Below are 26,032 nucleotides of genomic sequence, written 5' to 3'. Positions count from 1 at the left end.
ACGGTAATCGCATTGTGACGCGAAGTATGCGAGCCGGGTGAAGAAGACCACTCGAAGGTGGGGTGCGGCTTGCCAACGCGTAGCCTCCTTACCTATGAGTACGAACGCCGCTGACCCCCTTGTCGCCCTCGGTGGACTGCCGGGTGTCCCGGACGCCGTGGACCGTGTGCGCAAGGCCGTGGACCGGGTGTACGGGCACCGTGTGATGCGGCGCCGCAGCAACGAGATCACCTCGGAGGCGGCGCTGCGCGGGGCTCGCGGCAGCGCGGCCCTGTCCGGTGCCGACTGGGCGCTGGAGGAGGTGCGGCGCCGCACGGACTTCGGCTCCGAGTCCGAGGCCCGTACCGTCGGGGCCGCGCTGCGGCTGACCGCGGAGGCGGGCCAACTCCTGTCCATCTGGCGGCAGTCGCCCCTGCGGGTGCTCGCCCGGCTGCACCTGGTGGCGGCCGCGGACGCGGGCGCCGCGGTGGGCCGGCCGCGGCAGGGCGGCGAGAGTGTCGACGAGCCGCTGATCGAACTTCCGCTGCCGGACGCCGAGGAGGTCGCCGGCCGCCTCGAAGGGCTCTCCCGGCTGATCATCGCGGGCGGCTCGGCGCCCGCCCTGGTGACCGCAGCGATCGTGCACGGCGAACTGCTCGCGCTGCGGCCCTTCGCCTCCTGCAACGGCCTTGTCGCGCGCACCGCCGAGCGGATCGTGCTGATCGGCAGCGGCCTGGACCCGAAGGCGATCTGCCCGGCCGAGGTGGGCCATGCGGAGCTGGGTCGCGCGGCGTACGCGGCGGCCCTCGACGGCTATGTGTCCGGCACCCCGCAGGGGATGGCCGCCTGGATCACCCACTGCGGCAAGGCGGTCGAGCTGGGGGTGCGCGAGTCGACGGCCGTGTGCGAGGCGCTGCAGCGCGGCGCCGCGTAGGCGCGCGGGCGCTGGCGGCGCTCGGCGGCACTCGAGGGTGCTCGGAGTGTGTGGAGCCTGGACGCCGTTTCGCGGTGCGGGAACAGAGCTGCGGGCGGGAACAGGGTTGCGGCGGTATCGGAGACCGATACCGCCGCTGGCATGTTCACCGTGTTACCAAGCGTCCTCGAAGGTTGCCCATCAGGCCGGGATTCTCTGCCCGTTCACCTGGTGCGGCTGGCCCGTAATCGACGGGTCGACGTCGCGTGGGTGCTCGATGTCCATGCGCGGTCCGTGGGGCCTTGATGCGTAGAAGGTGATCCTCTCGGATGTCCCAGGTCTCGCGGGCCGTTGAGTCCTTTCTACTCCCGTACGAGGAGAAGCGAAACCCCTCACCCCAGTTCTTTACTTTTAGGTTCAAATAGGGGTGAAACGGGCGGTTGTTTTCAGAAGCCGTCTATAGATGCGTCGTTAGGACGCCGCTATAGCGTGCTTCACGTCCTCGGGCCGGCGTCGGGCGGGGTCGACGCTCAGGCCGGGACGGAGCCGCGCTTGCGGGCGGCGTACCAGACGATGCCGGCGGTGGCCGCGGCCGCGCCGACCGCCGCGGCGGCGAGGAGTGCGGAACGGGGTGGCATGGAGAGTGTGGGCAGCCGTTGTTTGAGGCTGACCGGCCGGTTGAAGACGAGAATCGGCCATTCCCTCGCCGTGGCTTCCCGGCGGAGGGTGCGGTCGGGATTGACGGCGTAGGGGTGGCCGACCGACTCCAGCATCGGGACGTCGGTCGCGGAGTCGCTGTAGGCGTAGCAGCGCGCCAAGTCGTACCCCTCGGACGCGGCAAGGTCCTTGACGGCCTCGGCCTTCGTCGGCCCATAGGCGTAGTACTCCACGTCGCCCGTGAAGCAGCCGTCGTCGCCGACCACCATCCGGGTGGCCACCACCCGGTCCGCGCCGAGCAGTTCACCGATCGGCTCGACGACCTCGGCGCCCGAGGTCGACACGATGACCACGTCACGGCCGGCCGCGTGGTGCTCCTCGATGAGGGAGGCGGCCTCGTCGTAGATGATCGGGTCGATCAGGTCGTGCAGGGTCTCGGCGACGATCTCCTTGACCTGCTGGACGTTCCAGCCCTTGCAGAGGGCGGACAGATACTCGCGCATCCCCTCCATCTGATCGTGGTCGGCCCCACCGGCGAGGAATACGAACTGCGCGTACGCAGTGCGCAGCACGGCGCGGCGGTTGATCAGTCCTCCTTGATAGAAGGACTTGCTGAAGGTCAGCGTCGACGACTTGGCAATGACTGTCTTGTCCAAGTCGAAGAAGGCGGCGGTACGCGGCAGCGAGTGGTTTTCCACGAGCCCGAGCATAGGCGCCCACCATTCGGCGTAAGCTGAGACGCGTGGGTTTGCCTGAGAAGGCTCTCGGGTACACCATGGAAGTCACGGATCGTTCGCGACCGTGCTAACCCGGTCCGGCTCCTCCCCCCCCGAGTCAGACCGTGGGGACGACCCCCGCTCTCCCCCCCGGCGGGGGTCGTCGCATGTCCAGATGCGTTTCTGAGCCTGGATCCTCGCCGCACCCCATCCGATGGCCCTTCCTCGCGCGCCGGTCGCATGCGTATGACTCGTGACTGTGTGTAGTGGTTGCGCTGCGCTCCGGAAGTCACCGGTATAGGTGAACGGGATATTCACAACGCGCATAGTTGTCCACAGATTTCGACCAAGATCCACATTATTTCGGGTCGCCCTCCACCGTGATTCCAGTTCGCGAAGTGCGCGGACGCAGGAATCGCAGGGAGAGGGGGCGGAAATCATGGACGGAGCCATGGCTTCCGATCGGCCGCAGGGCGCGGAGGGGCGGCGCGGCGGACCGCTGATCGTGACCGAGGACGAGGATCTGCTCGATGATCTGCTGCGGCTGTGCGCCGCGGCCGGCACCGAGCCCGAGGTGTGTCACGGGGTGCCCGAACGCAGGGGCGGATGGGAGAGCGCACCCCTGATTCTCGTGGGCGACGACGCCGCGCCCCGGCTGCGCGGGGCGGCCCGCAGGCGCGGGGTGCTCCTGGTGGGCCGGGACCAGGACGACCCCGGGGTCTGGCAGACGGCGGTCGAGCTCGGCGCGGACCATGTGCTGCGGCTGCCCGACGCCGAGCCCTGGCTCGTCGACCGGATCGCCGACGCGGCGGAAGGTGTGGGGCGCCCCGCCCTGACCGTCGGGGTGATGGGCGGACGTGGCGGCGCGGGCGCGTCGACGCTGGCGTGCGCCCTAGCGGTGACCGCCGCCCGTACCGGGCAGCGGACCATGCTGATCGACGGCGATCCGCTCGGTGGAGGCCTCGATGTGCTCCTGGGCGGCGAGCAGGCCGATGGCCGAAGGTGGCCGGATTTCGCCGCTTCGCGCGGGCGGGTCGCCGGACGGGCCCTGGAGGAATCGCTGCCGCGGCTGCACCGGTTGAGGGTGCTCAGCTGGGACCGGGGCGACTCGGTGGTCATTCCGGCGGAGGCGATGCGCGCCGTCCTCGCGGCGGCCCGTCGGCGAGGCGGGGTGGTCGTCGTGGACCTGCCGCGCCGGATCGACGATTCGGTCGTCGAGGCGCTCGCGCAACTGGACCTCGGGCTGCTGGTGGTCCCGGCCGAACTGCGCGCGGTCGCGGCGGCCAACCGGGTCGCCTCCTCGGTCGGCATGGTGCTGCGCGATCTGCGCGCGGTGGTACGCGGCCCCTACGCGTCGGGGCTCGACGAGCAGTGGGTGGCCCATGCGCTCGGGCTGCCATTGGCCGGAGAACTACCGCTGGAGCCCGGCCTGTTGGACGCGCAGGGAAGCGGCGCTCCACCGGGGAGTGCGGCGCGCGGCCCGCTGGCCAGATTCTGCGCCGCCTTCTGGGACCAGGCACTGACCGGTGGCCTCACCGGGGGAGCGCTCTCATGAACGACAAGCGCGACGAAGGCATCCCCTCCGTCGGTGTGCCAGGTCCGGCCGACGGCGGGGTGTGGTCACGGGGCACACCCTCGTGGTCCGCGGGGCCGCCGCTGCTCGACGCCGTCCGGCAGCGGCTGGCGCAGAGCGGAGCCGAGCCCACCCCGGCCAGGGTCGCGGCGGCGCTGCGCGCCCAGGGTCGGCTGCTCGGTGACGCGGAAGTACTGGGCGGAGCCGAGGAGTTGCGATCCGAGCTGGTGGGCACGGGCCCGCTGGAGCCGTTGCTTGCCGATCCCGACGTGACGGACGTTTTGGTCTCGGCGCCGGACCGCGTGTGGGTGGACCGGGGCGGCGGGCTCGAACTGACCGGCATCCGTTTCGCCGACGCGGCGGCCGTACGCCGGCTGGCTCAGCGCCTCGCCGCGGTGGCGGGCCGCCGGCTCGACGACGCAAGGCCCTGGGTGGACGCCCGCCTGCCCGACGGCACGCGGATGCACGCCGTCCTGGAACCGGTCGCCGTCGGCTCAACCTGTCTGTCGCTGCGCGTGGTACGCCCCAGGGCGTTCTCCCTTGCCGAGCTCACGGCGGCGGGCACCGTTCCGCCCGACGGCGAGAAACTGCTGCGCGCACTCATCCAAGCCCGGGTCTCGTTCCTGGTGAGCGGCGGCACCGGCACCGGCAAGACCACGCTCCTGTCGACCTTGCTCGGGCTGGTCGGTGCGGGAGAGCGGATCGTCCTCGCCGAAGACTCCGCGGAGTTGCGGCCCGATCACCCTCATGTCGTACGTCTCGAATCGCGCCCCGCCAACCAGGAGGGCGCCGGCCTCGTGACCCTGCGGGACCTGGTGCGCCAGGCCCTGCGGATGCGCCCCGACCGACTGGTGGTCGGCGAGGTGCGAGGGGCCGAAGTAACCGACCTGCTCGGTGCCTTGAACACAGGCCATGAAGGTGGTTGTGGGACGGTTCATGCCAATTCTGCCCAGGATGTGCCGGCTCGCCTTGAGGCGCTCGGCACGGCGGCCGGGCTCGACCGGGACGCGCTGCACAGTCAGTTGGCGGCCGCGCTGTCAGTGGTGCTCCATCTGGCACGTGACCGGGCGGGCCAGCGCCGGATCGCCGAAGTGCGCGTCCTTGAGCGGGACGCGGCCGGCCTGGTGATGACCGTGCCCGCGCTGCGATGGGGAGCGAAGGGATTCATGCGCGACTCGGGCTGGGAACCGCTCCGGGCCCTGATCGGGGGTGCGTTGTGACGGATCCTCGTATGGGGCTGCCCGCGTGGGCGGCGATGTGCGCGGGGGTGGCCGCCTGGCTGTGGGCCGGGCACGACCAGGGCATGCGGCGGGCCCGGCTGATGTTCGCGGGGGCCGGGACGGAAGCCGAAGCGGAAACGGGGGCGGGCACGGGCACGGGGGCCGGCGCTTGGGGGTGCGGGCTCCACGCGACCGGTGTCGGCGGTGCTTTCAGGGTCTCCCCTCTGGGGCGCTGGCTTGAGACGGCGCGACACCGGGAGCGCTGGCGGCTGGAGTGGCTGTGCCTGCCCCTCGGTCTCGCGCTCGCCATCCTGGGCGGCTCGGTGCTGCCGCTCGTCGGCGGCGCGGTGGCCGTGCCCCTGGTGGGGAGGCGGCTGCGGGCCGGGCAACGCGAACGGTCCAGGGCGCGGCGCGCCGACGAAGTGATCGCCTGGTGCGCCGCGGTGGCTGCAGAGCTGCGCGCGGGCCGCCAGCCTGGACCGGCCCTGGTGGCCGCCGCACGGGAGACGGCGGCTTTGGGCGCGGCCGCAGCCCCGGTGGTGGCGGCGGCCACGTTCGGCGGTGATGTGCCCGCGGCGCTGCGGTCTGCGGCCAGGGAGCCGGGTGCCGAAGGGCTTGCCGGGATCGCCGCGTGCTGGCAGGTCGCGGTGGACGGCGGGGCCGGACTGGCCTCCGGGCTTGAGCGTCTGGAGAACGCGCTGCGGGCGGAGCGTGAGCAACAGGACGCGTTGCGATCGGAGTTGGCGGGGCCCCGCACCACGGTGCTGCTCCTCGCGCTGTTGCCGGCGCTCGGCCTGGTGCTCGGCACCGCGATGGGCGCGAGCCCGCTGCGGGTGCTGCTGCACAGCCCCGCGGGGTTCGGATGCCTGCTGGTGGCCTCGGTCCTGGAGACGGCCGGCGTGTGCTGGGCGGCCCGCATCGTACGGGTGGGGGAGGGCCGATGAGTCTGCTCGGACCGGAGGTCGTCCACAGGCTGGGGGCGATGGTGGGGGTGGTGGCCCTCACCCTGTGGACGGTGGCGGCGGCGGCCCGGCGCCGGGAGGAACGCGGGACGCGCCGCCGGGTGGCCGCGCTGCTGGCCCTGGAGGCGCTGACGCCGACCGCGCCGAGACGCTGGAACCCGGCGTGGACGGCGAAGGCGAAGCAGTGGGGAGCGCCGCTGGGGGCGTGGGCGGCCTGCTATGTGCTGCTCGGCGGAGTCGTGGGCGCCTTGGGTGGCCTGGCGGCGGCGTATGGGGCCCGGGTGTGGACGCGTCGGCGACGTACGCGACGGGACGACGCCGACGAGCTCGGGACGGCGCGTGAACTCCCGCTCGCCGCGGACCTGCTGGCCGCTTGCCTCGCCGCCGGAGCCGGGCCGCGCGAGGCGGCGGGCGCGGTCGGAGCCTGCCTGGAGGGGCCGGTCGGCGCCCGCCTGCGTCAGGCAGCCGCCGAGCTGCGCATGGGCTGTGAACCCGGCGACGCGTGGGGGCGCTTGGGTGCGATACCCGGCGCGGCCGAACTGGCCCGCTGTCTGGAAAGGGCGGCTTCCTCGGGGGCACCCGCGGCGGCCTCCGTCGCCCGGGTCGCCGGACGCTGCCGGGCCGAACGGACCCGGGACGCCTCGGCGCGGGCCAGGCGCGCGGGAGTCCTCATCACCGGCCCGCTGGGCCTGTGCTTCCTGCCGGCCTTCCTCGCGGCGGGCGTCGCGCCGGTCGTGATCGGCCTTGCGGGGGGCTTGCTGAGGCGGTGAGGGAGCACCGCCGTCACACGCGCCATCACGTACGCCGTACGCCACGTACGCACGTACGCCACGTATGCCATGTATGCCACGTACCCAGTCAGGCATGTGGGCCTGGCGGTTCAGCTAATTCAGGCGGTTCAGCTGGTTCAGCTGAGAACACGCCTATCGATCAAGGGAGTTGGAACCATGAACGCAGTCAGCAATGGACAGGCGAGCTTGAGCTCTACGAGGAACGGGGCCGCCGGGCGCGGGGCCGGAGGCAGCCGGGCGACGGGCCGGCTGCGGCACTGGGGTTCGGCGCTGCGGCGCCGGGTGCGGCGCGACGACGGGATGTCGACCAGCGAATACGCCGTGGGCACCCTCGCTGCCTGCGCTTTCGCGGCGATCCTGTACAAGGTCGTCACCAGCGAGGGAGTCGTGACGGCGCTCAATCAGCTGATCACCAAGGCGCTCGATGTGCAGTTCTGAGCGCGGCCGGTGGAGGCGGGGGGACCGGGGGTTCGTGACGGCCGAGACGGCCGTGGCGATCCCAGCCCTCGTCGGGTTCGCGCTGGCCCTGTTGTGGGCCCTGATGGCGGCCTCGTCCGAGATCCGGTGCGTGGACGCGGCCAGGGCCGGGGCGCGCGCGGCGGCCCGGTCCGAGCCGGAGGCCTTGGCGGTGGCGGCGGCCCGGTCGGCCGCGCCGAAGGGCGCCAGGGTCACGGTGCGGCGTAACGGGGAGCTGTGGCGGGTCCGCGTGGAGGCCGACACGCCGGGCCCGCACCACTTGGCCGTGACGCTGAGCGCGGAAGCGGTGGCGCTGGCCGAGGACACGGTGGGGGAGGTCTCGTGAGCGGGTGGGCACGCCAGGCCGCGACGCGGTTGCGGCTGTGCGCGCGGTGGCCTGTGCGCCGCTTCGGGAAGCTGTCTGCGCGGCGCTTCGAAGGGTGGTTTGTGCGGCGCCTCGGGAGGTTGCCTGTGCGTTGCGTCGGGAAGTGGCTTGCGCCGTGCCCCGGGAAGCGGCCCGTTCGGCGCTTCGGAAAGCCGTCTGCGCGGCGTCCCGGGAAGTGGCTCGTTCGGCGCCTCGGTAAGAGCCTCGGTGAGGAGTGGGCGCCCCGGCTCACGCGGCGGGCCGGGGCGGATGGTGATCGGGGCTCGGCCACCGTGTGGGTGGCTCTGACGGCCGCCACGATGTGCTCGGTGTTCGCGGCCGTGCTCTGCCTGGGTCAGGCGGTGGCCGCGCGGCACCGGGCCGGCGGAGCCGCGGATCTGGCGGCGCTCGCGGCGGCCGACCGGGCGCTGTGGGGGGCACCGGACGCCTGCGCCAAGGCGGTCGAGGTGGCCCGGGCCCAGGGCGCCGAGATGGTGCGCTGCACGGTCGTGGGCGAGATCACCGACGTACGGGTGAGGGCGAGGTTCGGCCCGTACGCGCCCAGCGTCAGGGCGCGGGCGGGGCCGGCTCCGCCTCGTGCGGAGCCCCCCGCAGCAGCTCCGTGAGGAGGCGGACCGCGCCTCGTTTATGGAGGGGGTCGTTGCCGTTGCCGCACTTGGGGGACTGGATGCACGACGGGCAGCCGGCCTCGCACTCGCAGGACGCGATCGCCTCGCGGGTCGCGGTCAGCCAGCGCGCGGCGGTGTGGAAGGCGCGCTCGGCGAATCCGGCGCCGCCCGGGTTGCCGTCGTACACGAAGACCGTCGGCAGCAGGGTGTCCGGGTGCAGCGGGATGGAGACGCCGCCGATGTCCCAGCGGTCGCAGGTGGCGAAGAGCGGCAGCATGCCGATGGAGGCGTGCTCGGCGGCGTGCAGGGCGCCGCCGAGGATCTCCGGGTTGATCCGGGCGGCATCGAGCTGGTCCTCGGTGACCGTCCACCACACGGCCCGGGTGCGCAGGGTGCGCGGCGGCAGGTCGAGCTTGGTCTCGCCGAGCACCTCGCCGGTGATGAGTCTGCGGCGCAGAAAGGAGACGACCTGGTTGGTGACCTCGACGGAGCCGTAGCAGAGGCGGCCGGATCCCCAGGGGATCTCGGTGTCGGTGGTGAGGACGGAGATGGAGGTGGTGTCCCTGGCAACGGTCGAATAAGGCGGGCTGGCCTCCTCGACGAGGGCGGCGGAGTCCTCCAGGTCCAGATGCTTCACCAGGTACGTACGGCCCTGGTGGAGGTGGACGGCGCCGTCGTGGACGGCGGTGTGGGCGGCGGCCTCGTCGACCGTACCGAGGAGCCGTCCCGTCGCGGCCTCGACGATCTGGACCGGCCGGCCGCCACCGCCCCGGATGTCGGTGAGGTCGGCGGCCCGTTCGCGACGGGTCCAGTACCACCCGGTGCTGCGGCGCCGCAGCAGTCCCGCCCGCTCCAGCTGGGGCATGAGTTCGGGGCTCGCCGGTCCGAAGAGCTTCAGGTCGGCTTCGGTGAGCGGGAGCTCGGCGGCCGCCGCGCACAGGTGCGGGGCCAGGACGTACGGGTTGTCCGGGTCGAGCACGGTGGACTCGACGGGCTGCTGGAACAACGCCTCGGGGTGGTGGACGAGGTAGGTGTCCAGCGGGTCGTCGCGGGCGATCAGGACGGCCAGGGCGCCCTGGCCCGAGCGCCCCGCCCGGCCGGCCTGCTGCCACAGGGAGGCCCGGGTGCCCGGGTAGCCCGCGATCAGGACGGCGTCGAGGCCCGAGACGTCGATGCCGAGTTCCAGGGCGGTGGTGGCGGCGAGGCCGAGCAGCTCGCCCGAGTGCAGGGCCTGCTCGAGGGCGCGGCGCTCCTCGGGCAGGTAGCCGCCCCGGTACGCGGCGACACGCCGGGCGAGGGTGCGGTCGACCTCGTACAGGCGTTCCTGGGCGATCACCGAGACGAGTTCGGCGCCGCGCCGGGAACGGACGAAGGCGACCGTGCGGACCCCCTGCACGGCCAGATCGGTGAGGAGGTCGGCGGTCTCGGCGATGGCGGTGCGGCGCACCGGGGCGCCCTTCTCGCCGGGCAGCTCGGTGAGTGGCGGCTCCCACAGGGCGAAGACCAGCTCGCCGCGCGGGGAGGCGTCGTCGGCGACCTCCACGACGGGCAGGCCGGTCAGGCGGCCCGCGGCGACGGCGGGGTCGGCTGACGTGGCCGAGGCGAGCAGGAAGACCGGATCGGAGCCGTAGCGGGCGCACAGGCGGCGCAGGCGGCGCAGAACCTGGGCGACGTGGGAGCCGAAGACACCGCGGTAGGTGTGGCACTCGTCGATGACGACATAGCGCAGGGCGCGCAGGAAGGAGGCCCACCTGGGGTGGGAGGGCAGGATGCCCAGGTGCAGCATGTCCGGATTGGTGAGGACGTAGTTCGCGTACTGGCGCACCCACTCGCGTTCCTCGACCGGGGTGTCGCCGTCGTATACGGCGGGCCGGATCGCGTGGCCCAAGGGGGCCGCGAGGGCCTTCACCGAGCGGCGCTGGTCGGCCGCGAGGGCCTTGGTGGGGGCGAGGTAGAGAGTGGTGGCGCCGCGCCCGTTCGGGGCCTCGGAGCCGTCCAGGAGGGCGCTGAGGACGGGTGCCAGGTAGGCGAGCGACTTGCCGGAAGCGGTGCCGGTGGCGATCACTACCGACTCGCCGTCCAGGGCGTGCCCCGCGGCGGCCGCCTGGTGGGCCCAGGGGTGCTCGATGCCGGCGTCCTGGATGGCATTGATCACTTCCGGACGGATCAGGTGCGGCCATACTGCATGACGTCCCTCTCGCGGGGGCAAGTGCTCCGTATGAGTGATGCGCGCAGCCCGGCCTGCCCCGGTGCTGAGCCGGTCGAGGACCGTGCCGGGGTCGGGTCGTTCACCCGTGCCGTCGGCGGGTGTTCTGGGTCGGTGATTCCTTGCCATCGGCACCGAGTGTGTCACTGGCGTAGCGGACAATGGTCCCAAGGCGTCGTGCATGGCTGCCGGTAAGTGATTGAATGCCATCGCGGCTGGCGATCCGTTCTCTGGCTCCGCCGGGGAGACTCAGGGAGCGGCCGCTCGATAGCAAGGTGCTGGAGGATCCGTGGACCTGTCCCTGTCGACTCGCAATGTGTCCGGGCCTGGTGGCGACCGTACGGTCGTCGAGGTCGGTGGCGAGATTGATGTGTATACCGCGCCCAAGCTGCGCGAGCAGTTGGTCGAGTTGGTGAACGACGGCAGCTACCACCTGGTTGTCGACATGGAGGGCGTGGACTTCCTCGACTCCACGGGCCTGGGTGTCCTGGTGGGTGGGCTCAAGCGCGTGCGCGCGCACGAGGGCTCGCTGCGCCTGGTCTGCAACCAGGAGCGCATTTTGAAGATCTTCCGGATCACGGGGCTCACCAAGGTGTTCCCGATCCACGGCTCGGTCGACGAGGCCGTCAACGCGACCGACTGACGGCGGCCGTCCACGGACGGCTCCGGAAGACGGACAGGGGCGCCGGGCGGCACAGTGGCCCGGGGCCCCTGAGATGTACGCCCGTACGTTCGAGGGGGATCACCATGGCCACCGTTGAACTCCGTTTCAGCGCTCAGCCCGAACATGTCAGGACGGCCCGTCTGGTGGCGGCCGCCGTGGCGCGCCGGGCCGGGGTCGACGAGGCAGTGCTCGACGAGGTGAGACTCGCCGTCGGCGAGGCGTGCAGCCGTGCCGTCGGGCTGCACCGTTCGCACGGCATCGAATCCCCCGTCCACGTCGTCCTGACCGAGGAGGAGAAGCTGTTCTCCATCGAGGTCGGTGACGGGGTGCCAGGGTCGGGCGTTGGCGCGTCGGCGGTGCCGGGCGTGCGCGGCTCGGCGCCCGCCGACGAGCTGGACGACGGCGCGGAGGACGAAATGGGCCTCGCCGTCATCAGTGGTCTTGTGGACGACGTGGAGGTCACGTCCGGAGACTCCGGGGGTGTCATTCGGATGAGCTGGCCCACCACGCCGTCCGAGGTGCTTCCCTGATCCACTTTTGTTGGATATGGAGACTGGCCCTGCTGAGCAGGGCCTTTTTTCATTTTCTTGATCCACCATTCGGCCCAGTTTCCGGCCGATTCCTAGATCGACGATCAAGCGTCAATGCTTTTGCCCCATTACCGCTTTCGGGGGCACTTTCGTGACCGGATCTCTCTCTGATGAGCCGATGAAGGTCAATTCCATTTGCGGGGCCCTGTTTTGATCGTGTTCCGCTACCTACAATCCGTCCACATCTTGAGCTCTGAGCGTCAAGGAGGACGAATGGCGGGGCTCTTCAACCCAACGGAACTCGACCACCCCACATCTCTGGCCGCCGCGGTACTGACCGACGGCAACCGGACGATCGTGATCGTCATCGCGGCTGTCGCGCTGGCGGCCCTGATCGTCGCCCAATTGCTGGTGCGCCAGGTCCTCGCGGCAGGCGAGGGCACCGAATCGATGAAGAAGATCGCGGCGGCCGTACAGGAAGGCGCGAATGCCTATCTGACCCGGCAGTTGCGCACCCTCGGCGTCTTCGCCGTCGTGGTGTTCTTCCTGCTGTTCCTGCTGCCGTCCGACAACTGGTCGCAGCGCGTAGGCCGTTCCGTGTTCTTCCTGATCGGCGCCGTCTTCTCGGCGACGACGGGATACATCGGGATGCGTCTCGCCGTGCGCGCCAATGTGCGCGTCGCGGCGGCCGCCCGAGAGGCGACTCCCGCCGAAGGCGAACCCGAAAGGGATCTCACCTCGGTTTCCCACAAGGCCATGAAGATCGCTTTCCGCACGGGTGGCGTCGTCGGCATGTTCACGGTGGGCCTCGGCCTGCTCGGTGCCTCCGTCGTCGTGCTCGTGTACGCGGCCGACGCGCCCAAGGTCCTGGAGGGCTTCGGACTCGGCGCCGCGCTGATCGCGATGTTCATGCGTGTCGGCGGCGGCATCTTCACCAAGGCCGCAGACGTCGGCGCCGACCTGGTCGGCAAGGTCGAACAGGGCATCCCCGAGGACGACCCGCGCAACGCCGCCACCATCGCGGACAACGTGGGCGACAACGTCGGCGACTGCGCCGGCATGGCGGCCGACCTGTTCGAGTCCTACGCCGTGACCCTCGTCGCGGCGCTGATCCTCGGCAAGGCGGCGTTCGGCGACTCGGGCCTCGCCTTCCCGCTGATCGTCCCGGCGATCGGCGTGGTCACCGCGATGATCGGCATCTTCGCGGTCGCCCCGCGGCGCGCCGACCGCAGCGGAATGTCGGCCATCAACCGCGGCTTCTTCATCTCGGCGGTGATCTCGCTCGCCCTGGTGGCCGTCGCGGTCTTCGCCTATCTGCCGTCCTCGTACGCCCAGTTGAACGGCGTCACGGACCAGGTGATCAAGGGCCATGACGGTGACCCGCGGATCCTCGCGCTCGTCGCCGTCGCCATCGGCATCGTGCTGGCGGCGCTGATCCAGCAGCTGACGGGGTACTTCACCGAGACCACCCGGCGTCCCGTCAAGGACATCGGCAAGTCCTCGCTCACCGGCCCCGCCACCGTCGTCCTGGCCGGCATCGCCATCGGCCTCGAATCGGCCGTCTACACCGCCCTGCTGATCGGTCTCGGCGTCTACGGGGCCTTCCTGCTCGGCGGCACCTCGGTCATGCTCGCGCTGTTCGCGGTGGCGCTGGCCGGCACCGGCCTGCTCACCACGGTCGGCGTCATCGTCGCCATGGACACCTTCGGCCCGGTCTCCGACAACGCCCAGGGCATCGCCGAGATGTCCGGCGACGTCCAGGGTGCGGGCGCCCAGGTGCTCACCGACCTGGACGCTGTGGGCAACACCACCAAGGCCATCACCAAGGGCATCGCCATCGCGACGGCCGTCCTGGCCGCGGCGGCGCTCTACGGCTCGTTCAAGGACGCCATCGCCACGGCCGTGGGCGACGTCCACGCCAAGGCGAACGAACTGACCTTGAGCATGGACATCTCGCAGCCCAACAACCTGGTCGGGCTGATGCTGGGCGCGGCGGTCGTCTTCCTCTTCTCGGGGCTCGCGATCAACGCCGTGTCCCGGTCGGCCGGAGCCGTGGTCTTCGAGGTGCGGCGGCAGTTCCGCGAGCACCCCGGGATCATGGACTACACCGAGCAGCCGGAGTACGGGCGAGTCGTCGACATCTGCACGAAGGACGCGCTGCGCGAACTGGCCACCCCCGGCCTGCTCGCGGTGCTCGCCCCCATCGCCGTCGGCTTCACGCTCGGCGTCGGCGCGCTCGGCTCGTACCTGGCTGGAGCGATCGGCACCGGCACCCTGATGGCGGTGTTCCTCGCCAACTCGGGCGGCGCATGGGACAACGCCAAGAAGCTGGTCGAGGACGGCCACTTCGGCGGCAAGGGCAGCGACGCCCACGCCGCCACCGTCATCGGCGACACCGTAGGCGACCCCTTCAAGGACACCGCGGGCCCCGCGATCAACCCGCTCCTGAAGGTGATGAACCTGGTGGCGCTCCTCATCGCGCCGGCCATCGTCAAGTTCAGCTACGGCGACGACGCGAACCCGCTCGTCCGGGGGATCGTGGCGGCGCTCGCCATCCTCGTCATCATCGGCGCGGTGTACGTGTCGAAGCGGCGCCGCGTGGCCGTGGACGACGACGGCAGCAACGAACGGGTCGCGAAGTCGGCCGACCCGGCGGTGGTTTCGTAACCACCGGCACGACAAGGGGCGGGCGGACGGTGGGGTTTGACACACCGTCTGCCCGTTCCGCTTGGTGCAAATGGCTGCAAATAGCCGCAATGGGAGACACATCACACGGACGGCACGCGATTGTCGCCCACTTGGCGTGTATGTTCCGGGGCCGAGAGCCTTGGAAGGGACCAAACCGGTGAACAAGAAGCTTGCAGCCGCACTGTCCGGCGGTGCGGTACTGATGCTGACGTTGTCGGGCTGCAGCGACGACTCCAGCAAGAAGGTCGACGACTGGGCGAAGACCTTCTGCAACACGGCCCAGCCCCAGTTCAAGAAGATCACTGACGCCAATGCCGCCATCCAGGCGCAGACGCGCGACGACAGCAAGCCCGCCGATGTGCAGAAGACCGACTCCACGGCCTTCCAGCAGATTTCGGACGCCTACAAGGCGCTTGCCGGAGCCGTCGACAAGGCGGGCGCTCCGCCCGTCAAGGATGGCGCCACCACGCAGCAGGAGGCCGTCAAGGGCCTGAACGCCTCGTCCGTGGCGTACGCCAACCTCAAGAAGAAGGTCGACGCGCTCGACGCCGGCGACCAGGCCGCGTTCGCCAAGGGACTTGAGGACATCGCCACCGAGCTCGGCAAGACCAGCTCGACGGGTGACGCCTCCCTGAAGAACCTGGAGTCCGGCGACGTCGGCAAGGCGATGCAGAAGCAGCCCGGCTGCCAGAAGCAGACGCCGTCCTCGCCGGCGCCCGGTTCCGACACGTCGGCCTCGCCGTCCCAGTCGGCCTCGCCCTCGGGCTCCGCATCTCCCTCGGGTTCGGCGTCTCCGTCCGGTTCCGCCTCGCCGTCGCAGAGCGCCAAGTCGTAGCCCGTACGCGACCCCGCTCGTGGCCCGGCCCCCTCGCGGGGAGCCGGGCCACGAACGTGCGTGGGTGATGGTCAGAGGCAGCGGCGACAACGGCCGGGTGAGGACGACCAGACTTCCCGCGCGGTGATTGTCAGAGGCAGCGGCCACAATGGCCGGGTGAGTACGCCCAGTCTTCCCGCGCCCGGTCACGCAGCCCGCCTGCGCGACGCCCTGCTCGCCGCCGCGTTCACCGCCGACGGCCTGCTCGACCTGCTCGGTGCCCCCGCGTATGCCGCGCTGGCCCGCAGCGAGACCGTCCCCGCCCTGCGCGCCACCCGCGGGCAGGCGCCGCTCGACACCCTGGTGCGGCTCTTCCTGCTCCAGCAGCCCGTTCCTCACGAGCGTGCCCAGGCCGCACTGCCGCTCGACGAGGCGCTCGCGGACGGCTGGGTGGTCCGCGCGGGCGACGAGGTGCGGGCCACGGTCGACGTGCGGCCCTACGGCGGCCCCGAGGGGCAGGACTGGTTCATCGTCTCCGATCTCGGCTGCGCGGTCGGCGGCGCGGGCGGCGCGAGCGGGCGTGACGAGGCCATGGTGCTCGGCGTCGGCGGCGCCTCCACCACCCTGGCCGGCATCACCGTCCGGATGCCGGTGGGCTCGGCCCTCGATCTCGGTACCGGCTCCGGCATCCAGGCGCTGCACGCCGCGCAGCACGCCACACGCGTCACCGCCACCGACCTCAACCCGCGCGCCCTGGGCTTCACCCGTCTGACGCTGGCTCTGTCGGGCGCGCCCGAAGCCGAGTTGAGGACGGGCTCGCTGTACGAACCCGCGGGCGAGGAGACGTACGACCTCATCGTCTCCAACCCGCCGTTCGTCATCTCGCCCGGCGCCCGGCTGACCTACCGGGACGGCGGCATGGGCGGGGACGATCTGTGCCGCACGCTCGTTCAGCAGGCGGGGGAGCACCTCAACCCCGGCGGCTACGCCCAGTTCCTGGCCAACTGGCAGCACGTCGAGGGCGAGGAGTGGCAGGACCGGCTGCGCTCCTGGGTCCCGCGCGGCTGCGACGCCTGGATCGTGCAGCGTGAGGTCCAGGACATCGCCCAGTACGCCGAGTTGTGGCTGCGTGATGCAGGGGATCACCACACCGACCCGGCGCGCTACGCGGAGCGCTACGAGGCGTGGCTCGACGAGTTCGAGGCGCGCAAGACCAAAGCGGTCGGCTTCGGCTGGATCACCCTGCGCCGCACCGACAGCGACCAGCCGTCCATCGTGACCGAGGAGTGGCCCCACCCCGTCGAGCAGCCCCTCGGCGACACCGTGCGGGCGCACTTCGAGCGCCACGACTACCTGCGCCGGCAGGACGACGCGGCGCTGCTCGCCGACCGGTTCCGCCTCGCCGGCGAGGTGGTGCAGGAGCAGGTGGGGCTGCCGGGCGCCGAGGACCCGGAGCACGTCGTGCTGCGGCAGAACCGCGGCATGCGCCGGGCCACCAAGGTCGACACGGTCGGCGCCGGCTTCGCGGGCGTCTGCGATGGTCAGCTGCCGGCCGGCCGGATCCTGGACGCGATCGCCCAGCTGATCGACGAAGACCCGGTGCTGCTGCGCGACCGCACCCCGCAGTCCATCCGGCTCCTGGTGGAGCAGGGCTTCCTGGAGCCGGTGGGGGAGTGAACCGGGCAGGGCGCGCGGTCAGGAGATGCCGGTCGTCGCGCCCGCCCGGCTGCCGCTGATCCTGCTGCCGATCACCCTGGCCACCGCGGTCGTCGGAACATACTCCATGGTGGCGACCGTGCTGTGGGGGCGACTCCTTTTCGGGGTGCCGCCGAGCTTTCCGCACCCGGTGCTCTTCCTAGGCGCTGTTCGCGGTCGGTGTGGGCGCCGCGCCGCTCGCGGTGAGGCTGCTCGCCGCATTCGAGCGCGGCAGCAGACGGCGGGCGACGCTCGATGTGATGTGACGCCGGTGCGAGGTGACGCTCAGTGCCGGTGTGACGCTCGACGCCTTTTGCCGGTGCCGTCCGTCGCCCTGCCGGGGAGCCGCGATCCGGCTGTCGGGGAGGGGATCTGGCTGAAATGGGCATGATCGGACGACCGTTCACCCGGAGTTCGCCGCGATGCGGCCCCCGCTCTGCCCGGGGGCGTCACACCGTGACGAGGATCGCGCCCATGAACGCACTGGAAGGGACCGAGGCGGGGCCGGCCGTCTTCGCGGGGACGGTGTTGGTGCTGTTCGGGGGCGCTCTGCTGCTGTGGACGGCGTCCTGCGCGCGTCGCCGCACGCCCGTCGCGCTCGGGGTACCCCCGGTGGCCTCCGCCGTGCTCGCGGCCGCCTTCGGTGTCGGATTTCTCCTGCTTGGCGTCTGGTGCTTCACCCGCATCCAGGGAACGTTCTAGACCGAAAGGGGATGAAACGCTTTTCGGAAGGCTTCGGGACGGTCCGGGCGGCAGGATCTCGGTAAGTCGGGTTACCGTTCGAGTGGCCGCTGCGGGCTTTTGCTGTTTGACACGGGGGCGGGTTGTACCGTCACACTCCGCAGCGACACGTACTGAAACGTGCTGAAACCCGAGTGCCGACCGGAGAGAAGAGCGAAGTTGTCCCCGACCAGCGAGACCGCAAAGGGCGGCCGCCGACTCGTCATCGTCGAGTCTCCTGCCAAGGCGAAGACGATCAAGGGCTACCTCGGCCCCGGTTATGTCGTCGAGGCGAGCGTCGGGCACATCCGCGACCTGCCGAACGGCGCCGCCGAGGTGCCCGAGAAGTACACCGGCGAGGTGCGCCGGCTCGGCGTGGACGTCGAACACGACTTCCAGCCGATCTACGTCGTCAACGCCGACAAGAAGGCCCAGGTCAGGAAGCTCAAGGAGCTCCTTGCCGAGTCCGACGAACTGTTCCTCGCCACCGATGAGGACCGCGAGGGCGAAGCCATCGCGTGGCACCTCCAGGAAGTCCTCAAGCCCAAGGTCCCCGTCCACCGGATGGTCTTCCACGAGATCACCAAGGACGCCATCCGGGACGCCGTCGCCAACCCGCGCGAGCTCAACCAGCGCATGGTCGACGCCCAGGAGACCCGCCGCATCCTCGACCGTCTCTACGGCTACGAGGTCTCGCCGGTCCTGTGGAAAAAGGTCATGCCGCGGCTTTCCGCCGGGCGCGTCCAGTCGGTGGCCACCCGACTCGTCGTGGAGCGGGAACGCGAGCGCATCGCGTTTCGTTCAGCGGAGTACTGGGACCTGACCGGGACGTTCTCCACCGGACGGACGGGCGACGCCTCCGACCCGTCCACGCTGGTGGCACGGCTCAACACGGTCGACGGCCGGCGCATCGCGCAGGGCCGCGACTTCGGCCCCGACGGACAACTCAAGAGTGACGTCCTGCACCTGGACGAGGCCAACGCGCGGGCCCTGGCCGCTGCCCTCGCCGACTCCTCCTTCGCCGTGCGCTCGGTGGAGTCCAAGCCCTACCGCCGCTCGCCGTACGCCCCGTTCCGTACGACGACCCTCCAGCAGGAGGCCTCGCGCAAGCTGGGCTTCGGTGCGAAGGCGACCATGCAGGTCGCCCAGAAGCTGTACGAGAACGGCTTCATCACCTATATGCGTACGGACTCCACGACGCTGTCCGACACGGCGATCAACGCCGCCCGGGCGCAGGTGACGCAGCTGTACGGCGCCGACTACCTGCCGGACAAGCCGCGCACGTACGCCGGGAAGGTCAAGAACGCGCAGGAGGCGCACGAGGCGATCCGCCCTTCGGGTGATCGTTTCCGCACCCCGGCCGAGACGGGCCTGACGGGTGACCAGTTCCGGCTCTACGAGCTCATCTGGAAGCGGACCGTCGCCTCCCAGATGAAGGACGCGGTCGGCAACTCGGTGACCGTGAAGATCGCGGGACGGGCGAGCGACGGCCGACAGGCCGAGTTCACCGCCTCCGGCAAGACGATCACCTTCCACGGCTTCATGAAGGCGTACGTCGAAGGCGCGGACGACCCCAACGCCGAGCTCGACGACCGCGAGCGGCGGCTGCCGCAGGTCGCCGAGGGCGACGCCCTGGCCTCCGAGGAGATCTCGGTGGACGGCCACGCGACCAAGCCGCCGGCCCGCTACACCGAGGCCTCCCTGGTCAAGGAGTTGGAAGAGCGCGAGATCGGGCGCCCGTCCACGTACGCCTCGATCATCGGCACGATCCTGGACCGCGGCTACGTCTTCAAGAAGGGCACGGCGCTCGTGCCGTCCTTCCTGAGCTTCGCCGTCGTCAACCTCCTGGAGAAGCACTTCGGGCGGCTCGTCGACTACGACTTCACCGCCAAGATGGAGGACGACCTCGACCGCATCGCGCGGGGCGAGGCCCAGGCGGTGCCGTGGCTGAGGCGTTTCTACTTCGGTGAGGGCGACGCGGCGACCGCCGGCGCCGCCTCCTCCGCCGGCAACGGCGACGGCGACCACCTCGGCGGCCTCAAGGAGCTCGTCACCGACCTCGGCGCCATCGACGCCCGCGAGATCTCCTCGTTCCCCGTCGGTGACGGCATCGTGCTCCGCGTCGGGCGCTACGGCCCCTATGTCGAGCGCGGCGAGAAGGACTCCGAGGGCCACCAGCGCGCCGACGTCCCCGAGGACATGGCGCCCGACGAGCTGACCGTGGAGTACGCGGAGGAACTGCTCGCCAAGCCGAGCGGCGACTTCGAGCTGGGCGCGGACCCGGTGAGCGGCAACCAGATCGTCGCCAAGGACGGGCGTTACGGCCCGTACGTCACCGAGATCCTGCCCGAGGGGACCCCGAAGACCGGCAAGAACGCGGTCAAGCCGCGCACCGCATCCCTCTTCAAGTCGATGTCCCTCGACACGGTGACCCTGGACGACGCCCTGAAGCTCATGTCGCTGCCGCGCGTGGTGGGCGTCGATGCCGAGGGCGTCGAGATCACCGCACAGAACGGGCGCTATGGGCCCTATCTGAAGAAGGGCACCGACTCGCGCTCCCTGGAGACCGAGGATCAGCTCTTCTCCATCACGCTCGAAGAGTCCCTCGCGATCTACGCGCAACCCAAGCAGCGTGGCCGCGCCGCCGCCAAGCCCCCGCTCAAGGAGCTCGGCGTCGACCCGGTCAGCGAGAAGCCGGTCGTGGTGAAGGACGGCCGCTTCGGCCCGTACGTCACCGACGGCGAGACCAACGCGACGCTGCGCACCGACGACAGCGTCGAGGAGATCACGCCCGAGCGGGGCTTCGAGTTGCTCGCCGAGAAGCGGGCCAAGGGTCCCGCCAAGAAGACGGCGAAGAAGGCACCCGCCAAGAAGGCCGCCACCGCCAAGAAGGCACCGGCCAAGAAGACGGCGGCCGCCAAGAAGACGACCGCGTCCAAGACGACGGCGGCGAAGAAGGCACCCGCCAAGAAGGCCGTCGCCAAGAAGGCCGCGCCTTCGGAGTAGGCCGGCGCTGTTGACGGGGGGCCGGGGCACACGCCCCGGCCCCCCGTTCCGCGTCGGGCGCCGGTGGAGCCGGGCCGGAGGTATCCGCCCATATGTTCGGGCACCCCCGCCGGGACCACGGCGCTCCGGATAGGCTGGGCGGATGACGCGAGGAGCCGAGCATCACCCAAGCTCTGAAGGATCAGGGGGGACCCCCACGGTTGTGAGCCCCATCTCCGAAGCCCTGGCAGCAGATTCACGCGAACGTGCGGTACGCGCCCTCTTGCGCATCCCCACGTTGCGACGGCTGTGGAGCGCGCAGCTTGTCAGCGGGATCGGCGACGTACTCGCCGTCCTTGTCACCCTGCTGCTGGCATTGCAGGCCGCGCTGGCCCAGCAGTCCTTCGGGGGTGGTTACCGGGGGGCGGCGTTCGCCGTCGCGGCGGTCCTCGGAGCCCGGGCGCTCGCGACGGTGCTCTTCGGTGCCGTGCTGCTCGGCCCGGTCTCCGCGCTCACCGCGCCGAGCGGGCCGCTCGACCGGCGCTGGACCATGGTCGGCGCCGACGGCGTACGCGCCGCGCTCCTGATCGTGGCCCCGCTGTGGATCGACTGGACGCCGTCCCACGCCCTGCTCCTCGTCCTCATCACCGCCTTCCTCGCCGGCGTCGCCGAACGGTTCTGGACGGTCGCCAAGGAGAGCGCGGCGCCCGCGCTGCTGCCCGCGCCGCCCCTGGAGGGCGCCGCCGTCCGGCCGCTCCCCGACCACCTGGGCGCACTGCGCCGCCTGTCGCTGCGTACGACGTTCGTGGCGATCCCCCTCGGCGCCGCCGCCCTGCTCGTCGCTGCCCTCGTCAGCAATCTGCTCGGCACCGGCATCGACTGGTTCAAGCTGCACCAGGCCGCGCTCGGCTCCTACCTCGCCGCCGGCCTGTTCGCCGCGTCGATCTCCGTGGTAGCCCTGCTCGAACTCCCCGACACCCAGACGCCGCGCGCCCGTTCACCCCTGGAGGGGTTGCGCAGGCCCAGCACCGGCAACGGCCCCGACAAGGGCCGCACCGGCGCCATCCCGCTCCTGGTGCTCGCCTGTGCATCGGTCGCCGGCGCCATCGCCGCGGCCGCGTCCGTCGCCGTGCTGCACGCCGTCGACCTGGGCGGCGGCCCCGCCGCGTTCGCGCTCCTGGTCCTCGCCCTGACCGGCGGCACGGTGCTCGGGATCCGTGGCGCCGCCAAGATCCTCCCGGTGCTGTCGCGGCGCCGGCTGCTGTCGTTCGCCATCACCGTCACGGGCGTCGCCCTGCTCGCCATAGGTCTCGTGCCCGACCTCGCGACGGTGCTCTTCATCGCGCTGGTCGCGGGCATCGCCGCCGGCGTCGCGGCCAACACCGGGCACGTACTGATCGACCAGGAGACCGAGGAGTACCGCAGGGTCCGCACCGGCGAGCACCTCCAGGCGGTCGTACGGGTCTCCATCGGGCTCGGCGCCATCGTCGCGCCGCTGCTCGCCGCGGCCATCGGCAGCCACCGCGTCGAGTCGGGCTCGTTCGTCTTCGCACACGGCGGCGCCGGGTTCACGCTGATGCTGGTCGGCGCGCTGCTGCTGCCACTGGCCGCGGTGGTGCTCGCCAAGGCCGACGACCGCCAGGGCGTCCCGCTGCGACGCGACCTGGCCGACGCCGTACGCGGCGCAGACCCCGCGCAACTGCCGGCCACCTCCGGATTCTTCATCGCCCTCGAAGGCGGCGACGGGGCCGGCAAGTCCACGCAGGCCGAGGCGCTCGCCGAGTGGATCCGCGCCAAGGGCCACGAGGTCGTCGTCACCCGCGAGCCCGGCGCGACACCCGTGGGCAAGCGGCTGCGGTCGATCCTGCTCGACGTGTCGTCGGCCGGCCTCTCCAACCGCGCCGAGGCGCTCCTGTACGCGGCCGACCGCGCCGAACACGTCGACTCGCTGGTACGCCCCGCCCTGGAACGCGGCGCCATCGTCATCTCGGACCGCTACATCGACTCGTCCGTCGCCTACCAAGGGGCCGGCCGTGATCTGTCCCCGACCGAAATTGCCCGGATCAACCGGTGGGCAACTGGCGGACTCGTACCGCATCTGACCGTTCTGCTCGATGTTTCGCCCGAAACGGCCCGCGAGCGGTTCACGGAGGCGCCGGACCGTCTCGAGTCGGAGCCGCCGGAGTTCCACGGCCGGGTCAGGTCCGGGTTCCTCACCCTCGCCGCCGCCGACCCCTCCCGCTATCTGGTGGTCGACGCCGGGCAGGAGCCGGAGGCCGTCTCCACGGTCGTCCGCCATCGGCTCGACCAGATGCTGCCGCTCTCCGAGGCCGAGATCAGGGCCCAGGAGGAAGCGCGCGAGAAGGCAGAAGAAGAGGCCAGGAAGCGCGCCGAGGAAGAAGCCGCGCGCAAGGCCGAGGAAGAGCGTCTGGAGCGCGAGCGCCAGGCACAGCTCGCCAAGTTGCGCGCCGAGGAAGAGGAACGCAAGCGGCGCGAGCTGGAGGAGGCGCGCCGCCGTGAGGAGGAGCGCAAGGCGGAGGAGGCCCGGCAGCGGGCCGAGGAGGCCAGGCGCCTCGCCGAGGAGGAGCGGGTCAGGCGCGAGGCCGAGGAGAAGGCGCGCGCCGTCGAGCAGGAACGCCTGCGCAAGCAGGCCGAGGAGGAGGCCCGGCTGCGCGCCGAGGCGGAGGCCCGCCGCCTGGAGAAGCAGCGCAAGGCGGAGGAGGCGCTGCTGCGCGCGGAGGAGGCCCGCCGTTTGGCGGAGGCCGCCGCAGCGGCGGCAGCGGCGACCGCGGCCAGGGCGGCGGAGACCGGGGCGGGCGCGGCCGCGCCGACCCGCTCGACGGGCCCGTCCGGCGCTGCCCGGCCCGCCAAGGGCGCTACGCAGCCGGGTGGTTCCGCTCCTTCCGGCGCACCCGGTGGGTCTCCCGCTTCCGGAGCTTCCGGTACGTCTCACTCCGGTACGTCTCACTCCGGTACGTCCGATTCCGCTCGTTCGGCCGGGCCGGGTTCGGCGGACGAGTCGGCATCGGAGGTCACCGTGACGACCCCGATCGTCAGCCCGAACGAGGTGACCCAGGCGGTTCCGGTCGGTGAACCCAACGAGATCACGCAGCCCGTGCCGGTCGCCGAGCCGGAGAAGCGGGGCGCGAAGGGGGCCAGGGGCGTGGCCGGTGCCGCGGCCGGTCGCGGCACGGACGCCGAGGAGACGACGGTCCTCCCGGCGGTGTCCGCCGACGAGACGGCCGTGCTGCCCGCGGTGACCGGGCCGCCGTCCACACCGTCCTCGCCGCACTCGCCGTCCGGCGAGGAGACGGCCGTGCTGCCACGGGTGCGCGGCGCCGATCCGGCGGACCGGGTGCCGCGCGGCCTGTTCCGTGACGAGCACGATGCGGGCCGCCGGGACGGCGAGGCCCACCGGGACGTTGGGGGCGACGGAGGCAACGAGCGCACGCGCGAGCTGCCCCAGATCGACCCGGCTACGGGCCAGGAGCGGCCGCGCCGGCGCTCGGATTGGGCCGAGGAGACTCCGCTCGATGATCTGCCGACGCTCGCGGACGAACTGCTCGGCCCGCACGACGGCGACGAGGACGACGACGGGCGGCGCGGCCGCCGCCGCTGAGCGGACCGCCCGCGGCCCATGCCAGGCCCGGCATGGGCCCTGCGGTGAGGCAGTCCACACCCCGAACATTCGTGCTGGCACGCAGAGCGATCTGCGTGCCGGCACGATCGCGTAGGGGGCCGGGATTTCCTACCGTTGTCAGTGCCGCGCAGGGCAGGACGACGACGGGCGGCGGCTGCGGCCGACCGCGGACCGCCGGCCACCGACCGCCGTGGCCGATCGCCGACTGTCGTCCGGTGCCGGCCGTGGACGATCGCCGACCGACCGCCATGGCGACCACCGACCGCCATGGCGACCACCGACCGCCATGGCGACCACCGACCGCCATGGCGACCACCGACGGTCGTGGCGCCCACTGACGGTGGTGGACGACCATCATCGACCGCGATCGACCGCCATCGACCGTCGTGGACCGCAACAACCATCGGCGGGATCACCTCCCTGACCTGCGGGGTCTGTGTTCTGGCATCCGCTGTCAGTGGGGTGCCGCACAATGAACGCAGCAGCGACCGGAGGAACGGAGGGGCAGCAGATGACCGTGTGGGACGACCTGGTGGGTCAGGAGCGAGTACAGGAGCAGCTGGGTGCCGCCGCCCGGGATGCCGATGTGCTCGTCACCGCCGAGCGTTCCGGGCAGCCGCGCCCCGAGGCGTCCAAGATGACCCACGCCTGGCTGTTCACCGGTCCGCCCGGCTCCGGCTGCCCGACCGCGGCCCGTGCCTTCGCGGCCGCGTTGCAGTGTGTCAGCCCGGACCGCGCGCTGGGTGCCATTCCGGGCTGCGGCTTCTGCGACGGGTGCCATACGGCGCTGATCGCCACCCATGCCGATGTCACGGTCGTCACCACCGAGGGCCTCACCATCGGCGTCAAGCAGACCCGTGAGCTGGTGCGGGGTGCTCAGATGTCGCCGTCGGGCGGCCGCTGGCAGGTGATCATCGTCGAGGACGCTGACCGGTTCACCGAGCAGGCGGCCAACGCGGTGCTCAAGGCCGTGGAGGAGCCCGCGCCGCGCACCGTCTGGCTGCTCTGCGCCCCCTCCCTGGAGGACGTGCTGCCCACCATCAAGTCCCGCTGCCGCCATCTCACCCTGCGTACGCCACCGGTCGAGGCGGTGGCCGACGTACTGATCCGGCGCGACGGCATCGAGCCCGAGGCCGCGTACGCGGCGGCCCGCGCCACCCAGGGCCACATCGGCCGGGCCCGCCGCCTGGCCACGGACGCGTCGGCCCGGGCCCGGCGGGCCGCCGTCCTGAAGGTGCCGCTGCGCGTCGACGACGTGGGGGGCTGCCTCAAGGCGGCGCAGGAGTTGGTCGACACCGCGGCCGAGGACGCCAAGCAGATGGCCGAGGAGGTCGACGTCAAGGAGACGGAGGATCTCAAGGCGGCGATGGGCCAGGTCGCGGGCGGGCGCATGCCGCGCGGCACGGCCGGGGTGATGAAGGAGCTGGAGGACAAGCAGAAGCGTCGCAAGACCCGCACCCAGCGCGACAGCCTGGACCTCGCGCTCACCGAGCTGACCGGCTTCTACCGCGACGTCCTCGCTCAGCAGCTCGGCACGAGGGTGGCCATCGCCAACGAGGACGTACGCGACGCGGTGGACCGGATAGCCCGAGCCTCCCGCCCCGAAGCCACCCTGCGCCGCATCGAGTCCATCCTGGCGTGCCGCGACGCACTGGACCGCAACGTGGCCCCGCTCCTGGCGATGGAGGCGATGACGCTCTCGCTGAGAGCGGGCTGAGAGCGGGCTGAGAGCGGGCTGAGTCGGCCGAGCGAGCGGGCCGTGGCCCGGGTTGACGGGATCACCCGTACGAGCCGCGCCGCTGCGCACCCGCATCGCATCCCGTCACAAGA

19 protein-coding genes are annotated in these 26,032 nt (G+C 71.6%); 17 read left to right on the top strand and 2 right to left on the bottom strand.

Translation table 11 applies throughout. The features are described from left to right. Window positions 1-94: 94 nt before the first annotated feature. Window positions 95-913 (top strand): oxidoreductase, encoded by an 819-nt coding sequence (locus AB0D31_RS14935; protein WP_362722061.1) that lies wholly within the window; start codon window positions 95-97, stop codon window positions 911-913. Between the two features lie 509 nt (window positions 914-1,422). On the opposite strand, the gene AB0D31_RS14930 is transcribed toward AB0D31_RS14935, so the two are convergent. Beyond that, entirely contained in the window at window positions 1,423-2,259 is an 837-nt protein-coding gene (locus AB0D31_RS14930) for an HAD-IB family hydrolase (protein ID WP_362722059.1), read from the bottom strand. Between the two features lie 445 nt (window positions 2,260-2,704). Here AB0D31_RS14930 and ssd point away from each other — a divergent pair, with 445 nt between their 5' ends. From ssd to AB0D31_RS14895, 7 genes are all read left to right on the top strand, one after another. Continuing rightward, window positions 2,705-3,820 (top strand): septum site-determining protein Ssd, encoded by a 1,116-nt coding sequence (gene ssd / locus AB0D31_RS14925; protein WP_362722056.1) that lies wholly within the window; start codon window positions 2,705-2,707, stop codon window positions 3,818-3,820. Beyond that, entirely contained in the window at window positions 3,817-5,058 is a 1,242-nt protein-coding gene (locus AB0D31_RS14920) for a TadA family conjugal transfer-associated ATPase (protein ID WP_362722053.1), read from the top strand. Before ssd ends, AB0D31_RS14920 begins: the two co-directional genes overlap by 4 nt. Window positions 5,059-5,069: 11 nt before the next feature. Then, on the top strand, window positions 5,070-6,002 hold the full coding sequence (locus tag AB0D31_RS14915) for a type II secretion system F family protein (protein ID WP_362722051.1): 933 nt from the start codon (window positions 5,070-5,072) through the stop codon (window positions 6,000-6,002). Then, window positions 5,999-6,790 carry a type II secretion system F family protein gene (locus AB0D31_RS14910; protein ID WP_362722048.1) on the top strand — a complete coding sequence of 264 codons (792 nt, stop codon included), beginning with the start codon at window positions 5,999-6,001 and terminating at the stop codon, window positions 6,788-6,790. The genes AB0D31_RS14915 and AB0D31_RS14910 overlap by 4 nt, the downstream gene beginning before the upstream one ends. Before the next feature lie 177 nt (window positions 6,791-6,967). Then, the gene (locus AB0D31_RS14905) at window positions 6,968-7,249 is read left to right on the top strand and encodes a DUF4244 domain-containing protein (RefSeq protein ID WP_362722045.1); all 282 of its coding nucleotides are present in this window, start codon (window positions 6,968-6,970) and stop codon (window positions 7,247-7,249) included. Further along, a complete protein-coding gene (locus tag AB0D31_RS14900) occupies window positions 7,236-7,613 on the top strand; it encodes a TadE family type IV pilus minor pilin (RefSeq protein WP_362722042.1) in 378 nt (125 codons plus the stop codon). The genes AB0D31_RS14905 and AB0D31_RS14900 overlap by 14 nt, the downstream gene beginning before the upstream one ends. A 317-nt stretch (window positions 7,614-7,930) precedes the next feature. Beyond that, on the top strand, window positions 7,931-8,257 hold the full coding sequence (locus AB0D31_RS14895; RefSeq protein WP_362722039.1) for an Rv3654c family TadE-like protein: 327 nt from the start codon (window positions 7,931-7,933) through the stop codon (window positions 8,255-8,257). Here the strand turns inward: AB0D31_RS14895 and AB0D31_RS14890 are convergent. Continuing rightward, a complete protein-coding gene (locus AB0D31_RS14890) occupies window positions 8,199-10,676 on the bottom strand; it encodes a DEAD/DEAH box helicase (protein WP_362722036.1) in 2,478 nt (825 codons plus the stop codon). The two genes, AB0D31_RS14895 and AB0D31_RS14890, sit on opposite strands and share 59 nt — an antisense overlap. A 79-nt stretch (window positions 10,677-10,755) precedes the next feature. On the opposite strand from AB0D31_RS14890, the gene AB0D31_RS14885 reads away from it, so the two are divergent. From AB0D31_RS14885 to AB0D31_RS14845, 9 genes are all read left to right on the top strand, one after another. Further along, window positions 10,756-11,109: an STAS domain-containing protein gene (locus tag AB0D31_RS14885; RefSeq protein ID WP_053728100.1), complete on the top strand. Its 354-nt coding sequence runs from the start codon at window positions 10,756-10,758 to the stop codon at window positions 11,107-11,109. A gap of 104 nt (window positions 11,110-11,213) precedes the next feature. Continuing rightward, the gene (locus AB0D31_RS14880) at window positions 11,214-11,660 is read left to right on the top strand and encodes an ATP-binding protein (protein ID WP_362722032.1); all 447 of its coding nucleotides are present in this window, start codon (window positions 11,214-11,216) and stop codon (window positions 11,658-11,660) included. A 273-nt stretch (window positions 11,661-11,933) separates the two neighbouring features. Further along, window positions 11,934-14,327 carry a sodium-translocating pyrophosphatase gene (locus AB0D31_RS14875; protein ID WP_362722029.1) on the top strand — a complete coding sequence of 798 codons (2,394 nt, stop codon included), beginning with the start codon at window positions 11,934-11,936 and terminating at the stop codon, window positions 14,325-14,327. 178 nt (window positions 14,328-14,505) lie between these two features. Beyond that, window positions 14,506-15,183 carry a small secreted protein gene (locus AB0D31_RS14870; RefSeq protein ID WP_362722026.1) on the top strand — a complete coding sequence of 226 codons (678 nt, stop codon included), beginning with the start codon at window positions 14,506-14,508 and terminating at the stop codon, window positions 15,181-15,183. Window positions 15,184-15,339: 156 nt separating this feature from the next. Next, complete coding sequence (locus AB0D31_RS14865; protein ID WP_362722023.1) at window positions 15,340-16,839, top strand: methyltransferase; 1,500 nt, start codon at window positions 15,340-15,342, stop codon at window positions 16,837-16,839. Window positions 16,840-17,331: 492 nt separating this feature from the next. Continuing rightward, window positions 17,332-17,559: a hypothetical protein gene (locus tag AB0D31_RS14860; protein ID WP_362722020.1), complete on the top strand. Its 228-nt coding sequence runs from the start codon at window positions 17,332-17,334 to the stop codon at window positions 17,557-17,559. Between the two features lie 198 nt (window positions 17,560-17,757). Beyond that, a complete protein-coding gene (gene topA / locus AB0D31_RS14855; RefSeq protein WP_362722017.1) occupies window positions 17,758-20,583 on the top strand; it encodes a type I DNA topoisomerase in 2,826 nt (941 codons plus the stop codon). A gap of 142 nt (window positions 20,584-20,725) precedes the next feature. Continuing rightward, window positions 20,726-24,181, top strand: a complete 3,456-nt coding sequence (gene tmk / locus AB0D31_RS14850; protein ID WP_362722014.1) for a dTMP kinase — start codon at window positions 20,726-20,728, stop codon at window positions 24,179-24,181. 532 nt (window positions 24,182-24,713) lie between these two features. Next, window positions 24,714-25,919: a DNA polymerase III subunit delta' gene (locus tag AB0D31_RS14845; RefSeq protein ID WP_362722164.1), complete on the top strand. Its 1,206-nt coding sequence runs from the start codon at window positions 24,714-24,716 to the stop codon at window positions 25,917-25,919. Window positions 25,920-26,032 lie beyond the last annotated feature (113 nt).

This window comes from Streptomyces sp. NPDC048361 (assembly GCF_040651795.1).
Taxonomy (GTDB): domain Bacteria; phylum Actinomycetota; class Actinomycetes; order Streptomycetales; family Streptomycetaceae; genus Streptomyces.
The sequence above is the reverse complement of the archived record's forward strand: the minus strand, read 5'-3'. Positions and strand labels throughout refer to the sequence as shown.

Bases quoted from the DNA above. Each gene is read 5' to 3' on its own strand.
- AB0D31_RS14935 (WP_362722061.1), top strand. From the start codon at position 95: ATGAGTACGAACGCCGCTGACCCCCTTGTCGCCCTCGGTGGACTGCCG.
- AB0D31_RS14930 (WP_362722059.1), bottom strand. From the start codon at position 2,259: ATGCTCGGGCTCGTGGAAAACCACTCGCTGCCGCGTACCGCCGCCTTC.
- ssd (WP_362722056.1), top strand. From the start codon at position 2,705: ATGGACGGAGCCATGGCTTCCGATCGGCCGCAGGGCGCGGAGGGGCGG.
- AB0D31_RS14920 (WP_362722053.1), top strand. From the start codon at position 3,817: ATGAACGACAAGCGCGACGAAGGCATCCCCTCCGTCGGTGTGCCAGGT.
- AB0D31_RS14915 (WP_362722051.1), top strand. From the start codon at position 5,070: ATGGGGCTGCCCGCGTGGGCGGCGATGTGCGCGGGGGTGGCCGCCTGG.
- AB0D31_RS14910 (WP_362722048.1), top strand. From the start codon at position 5,999: ATGAGTCTGCTCGGACCGGAGGTCGTCCACAGGCTGGGGGCGATGGTG.
- AB0D31_RS14905 (WP_362722045.1), top strand. From the start codon at position 6,968: ATGAACGCAGTCAGCAATGGACAGGCGAGCTTGAGCTCTACGAGGAAC.
- AB0D31_RS14900 (WP_362722042.1), top strand. From the start codon at position 7,236: ATGTGCAGTTCTGAGCGCGGCCGGTGGAGGCGGGGGGACCGGGGGTTC.
- AB0D31_RS14890 (WP_362722036.1), bottom strand. From the start codon at position 10,676: ATGGCATTCAATCACTTACCGGCAGCCATGCACGACGCCTTGGGACCA.
- AB0D31_RS14880 (WP_362722032.1), top strand. From the start codon at position 11,214: ATGGCCACCGTTGAACTCCGTTTCAGCGCTCAGCCCGAACATGTCAGG.
- AB0D31_RS14875 (WP_362722029.1), top strand. From the start codon at position 11,934: ATGGCGGGGCTCTTCAACCCAACGGAACTCGACCACCCCACATCTCTG.
- AB0D31_RS14860 (WP_362722020.1), top strand. From the start codon at position 17,332: ATGAACGCACTGGAAGGGACCGAGGCGGGGCCGGCCGTCTTCGCGGGG.
- tmk (WP_362722014.1), top strand. From the start codon at position 20,726: ATGACGCGAGGAGCCGAGCATCACCCAAGCTCTGAAGGATCAGGGGGG.
- AB0D31_RS14845 (WP_362722164.1), top strand. From the start codon at position 24,714: ATGACCGTGTGGGACGACCTGGTGGGTCAGGAGCGAGTACAGGAGCAG.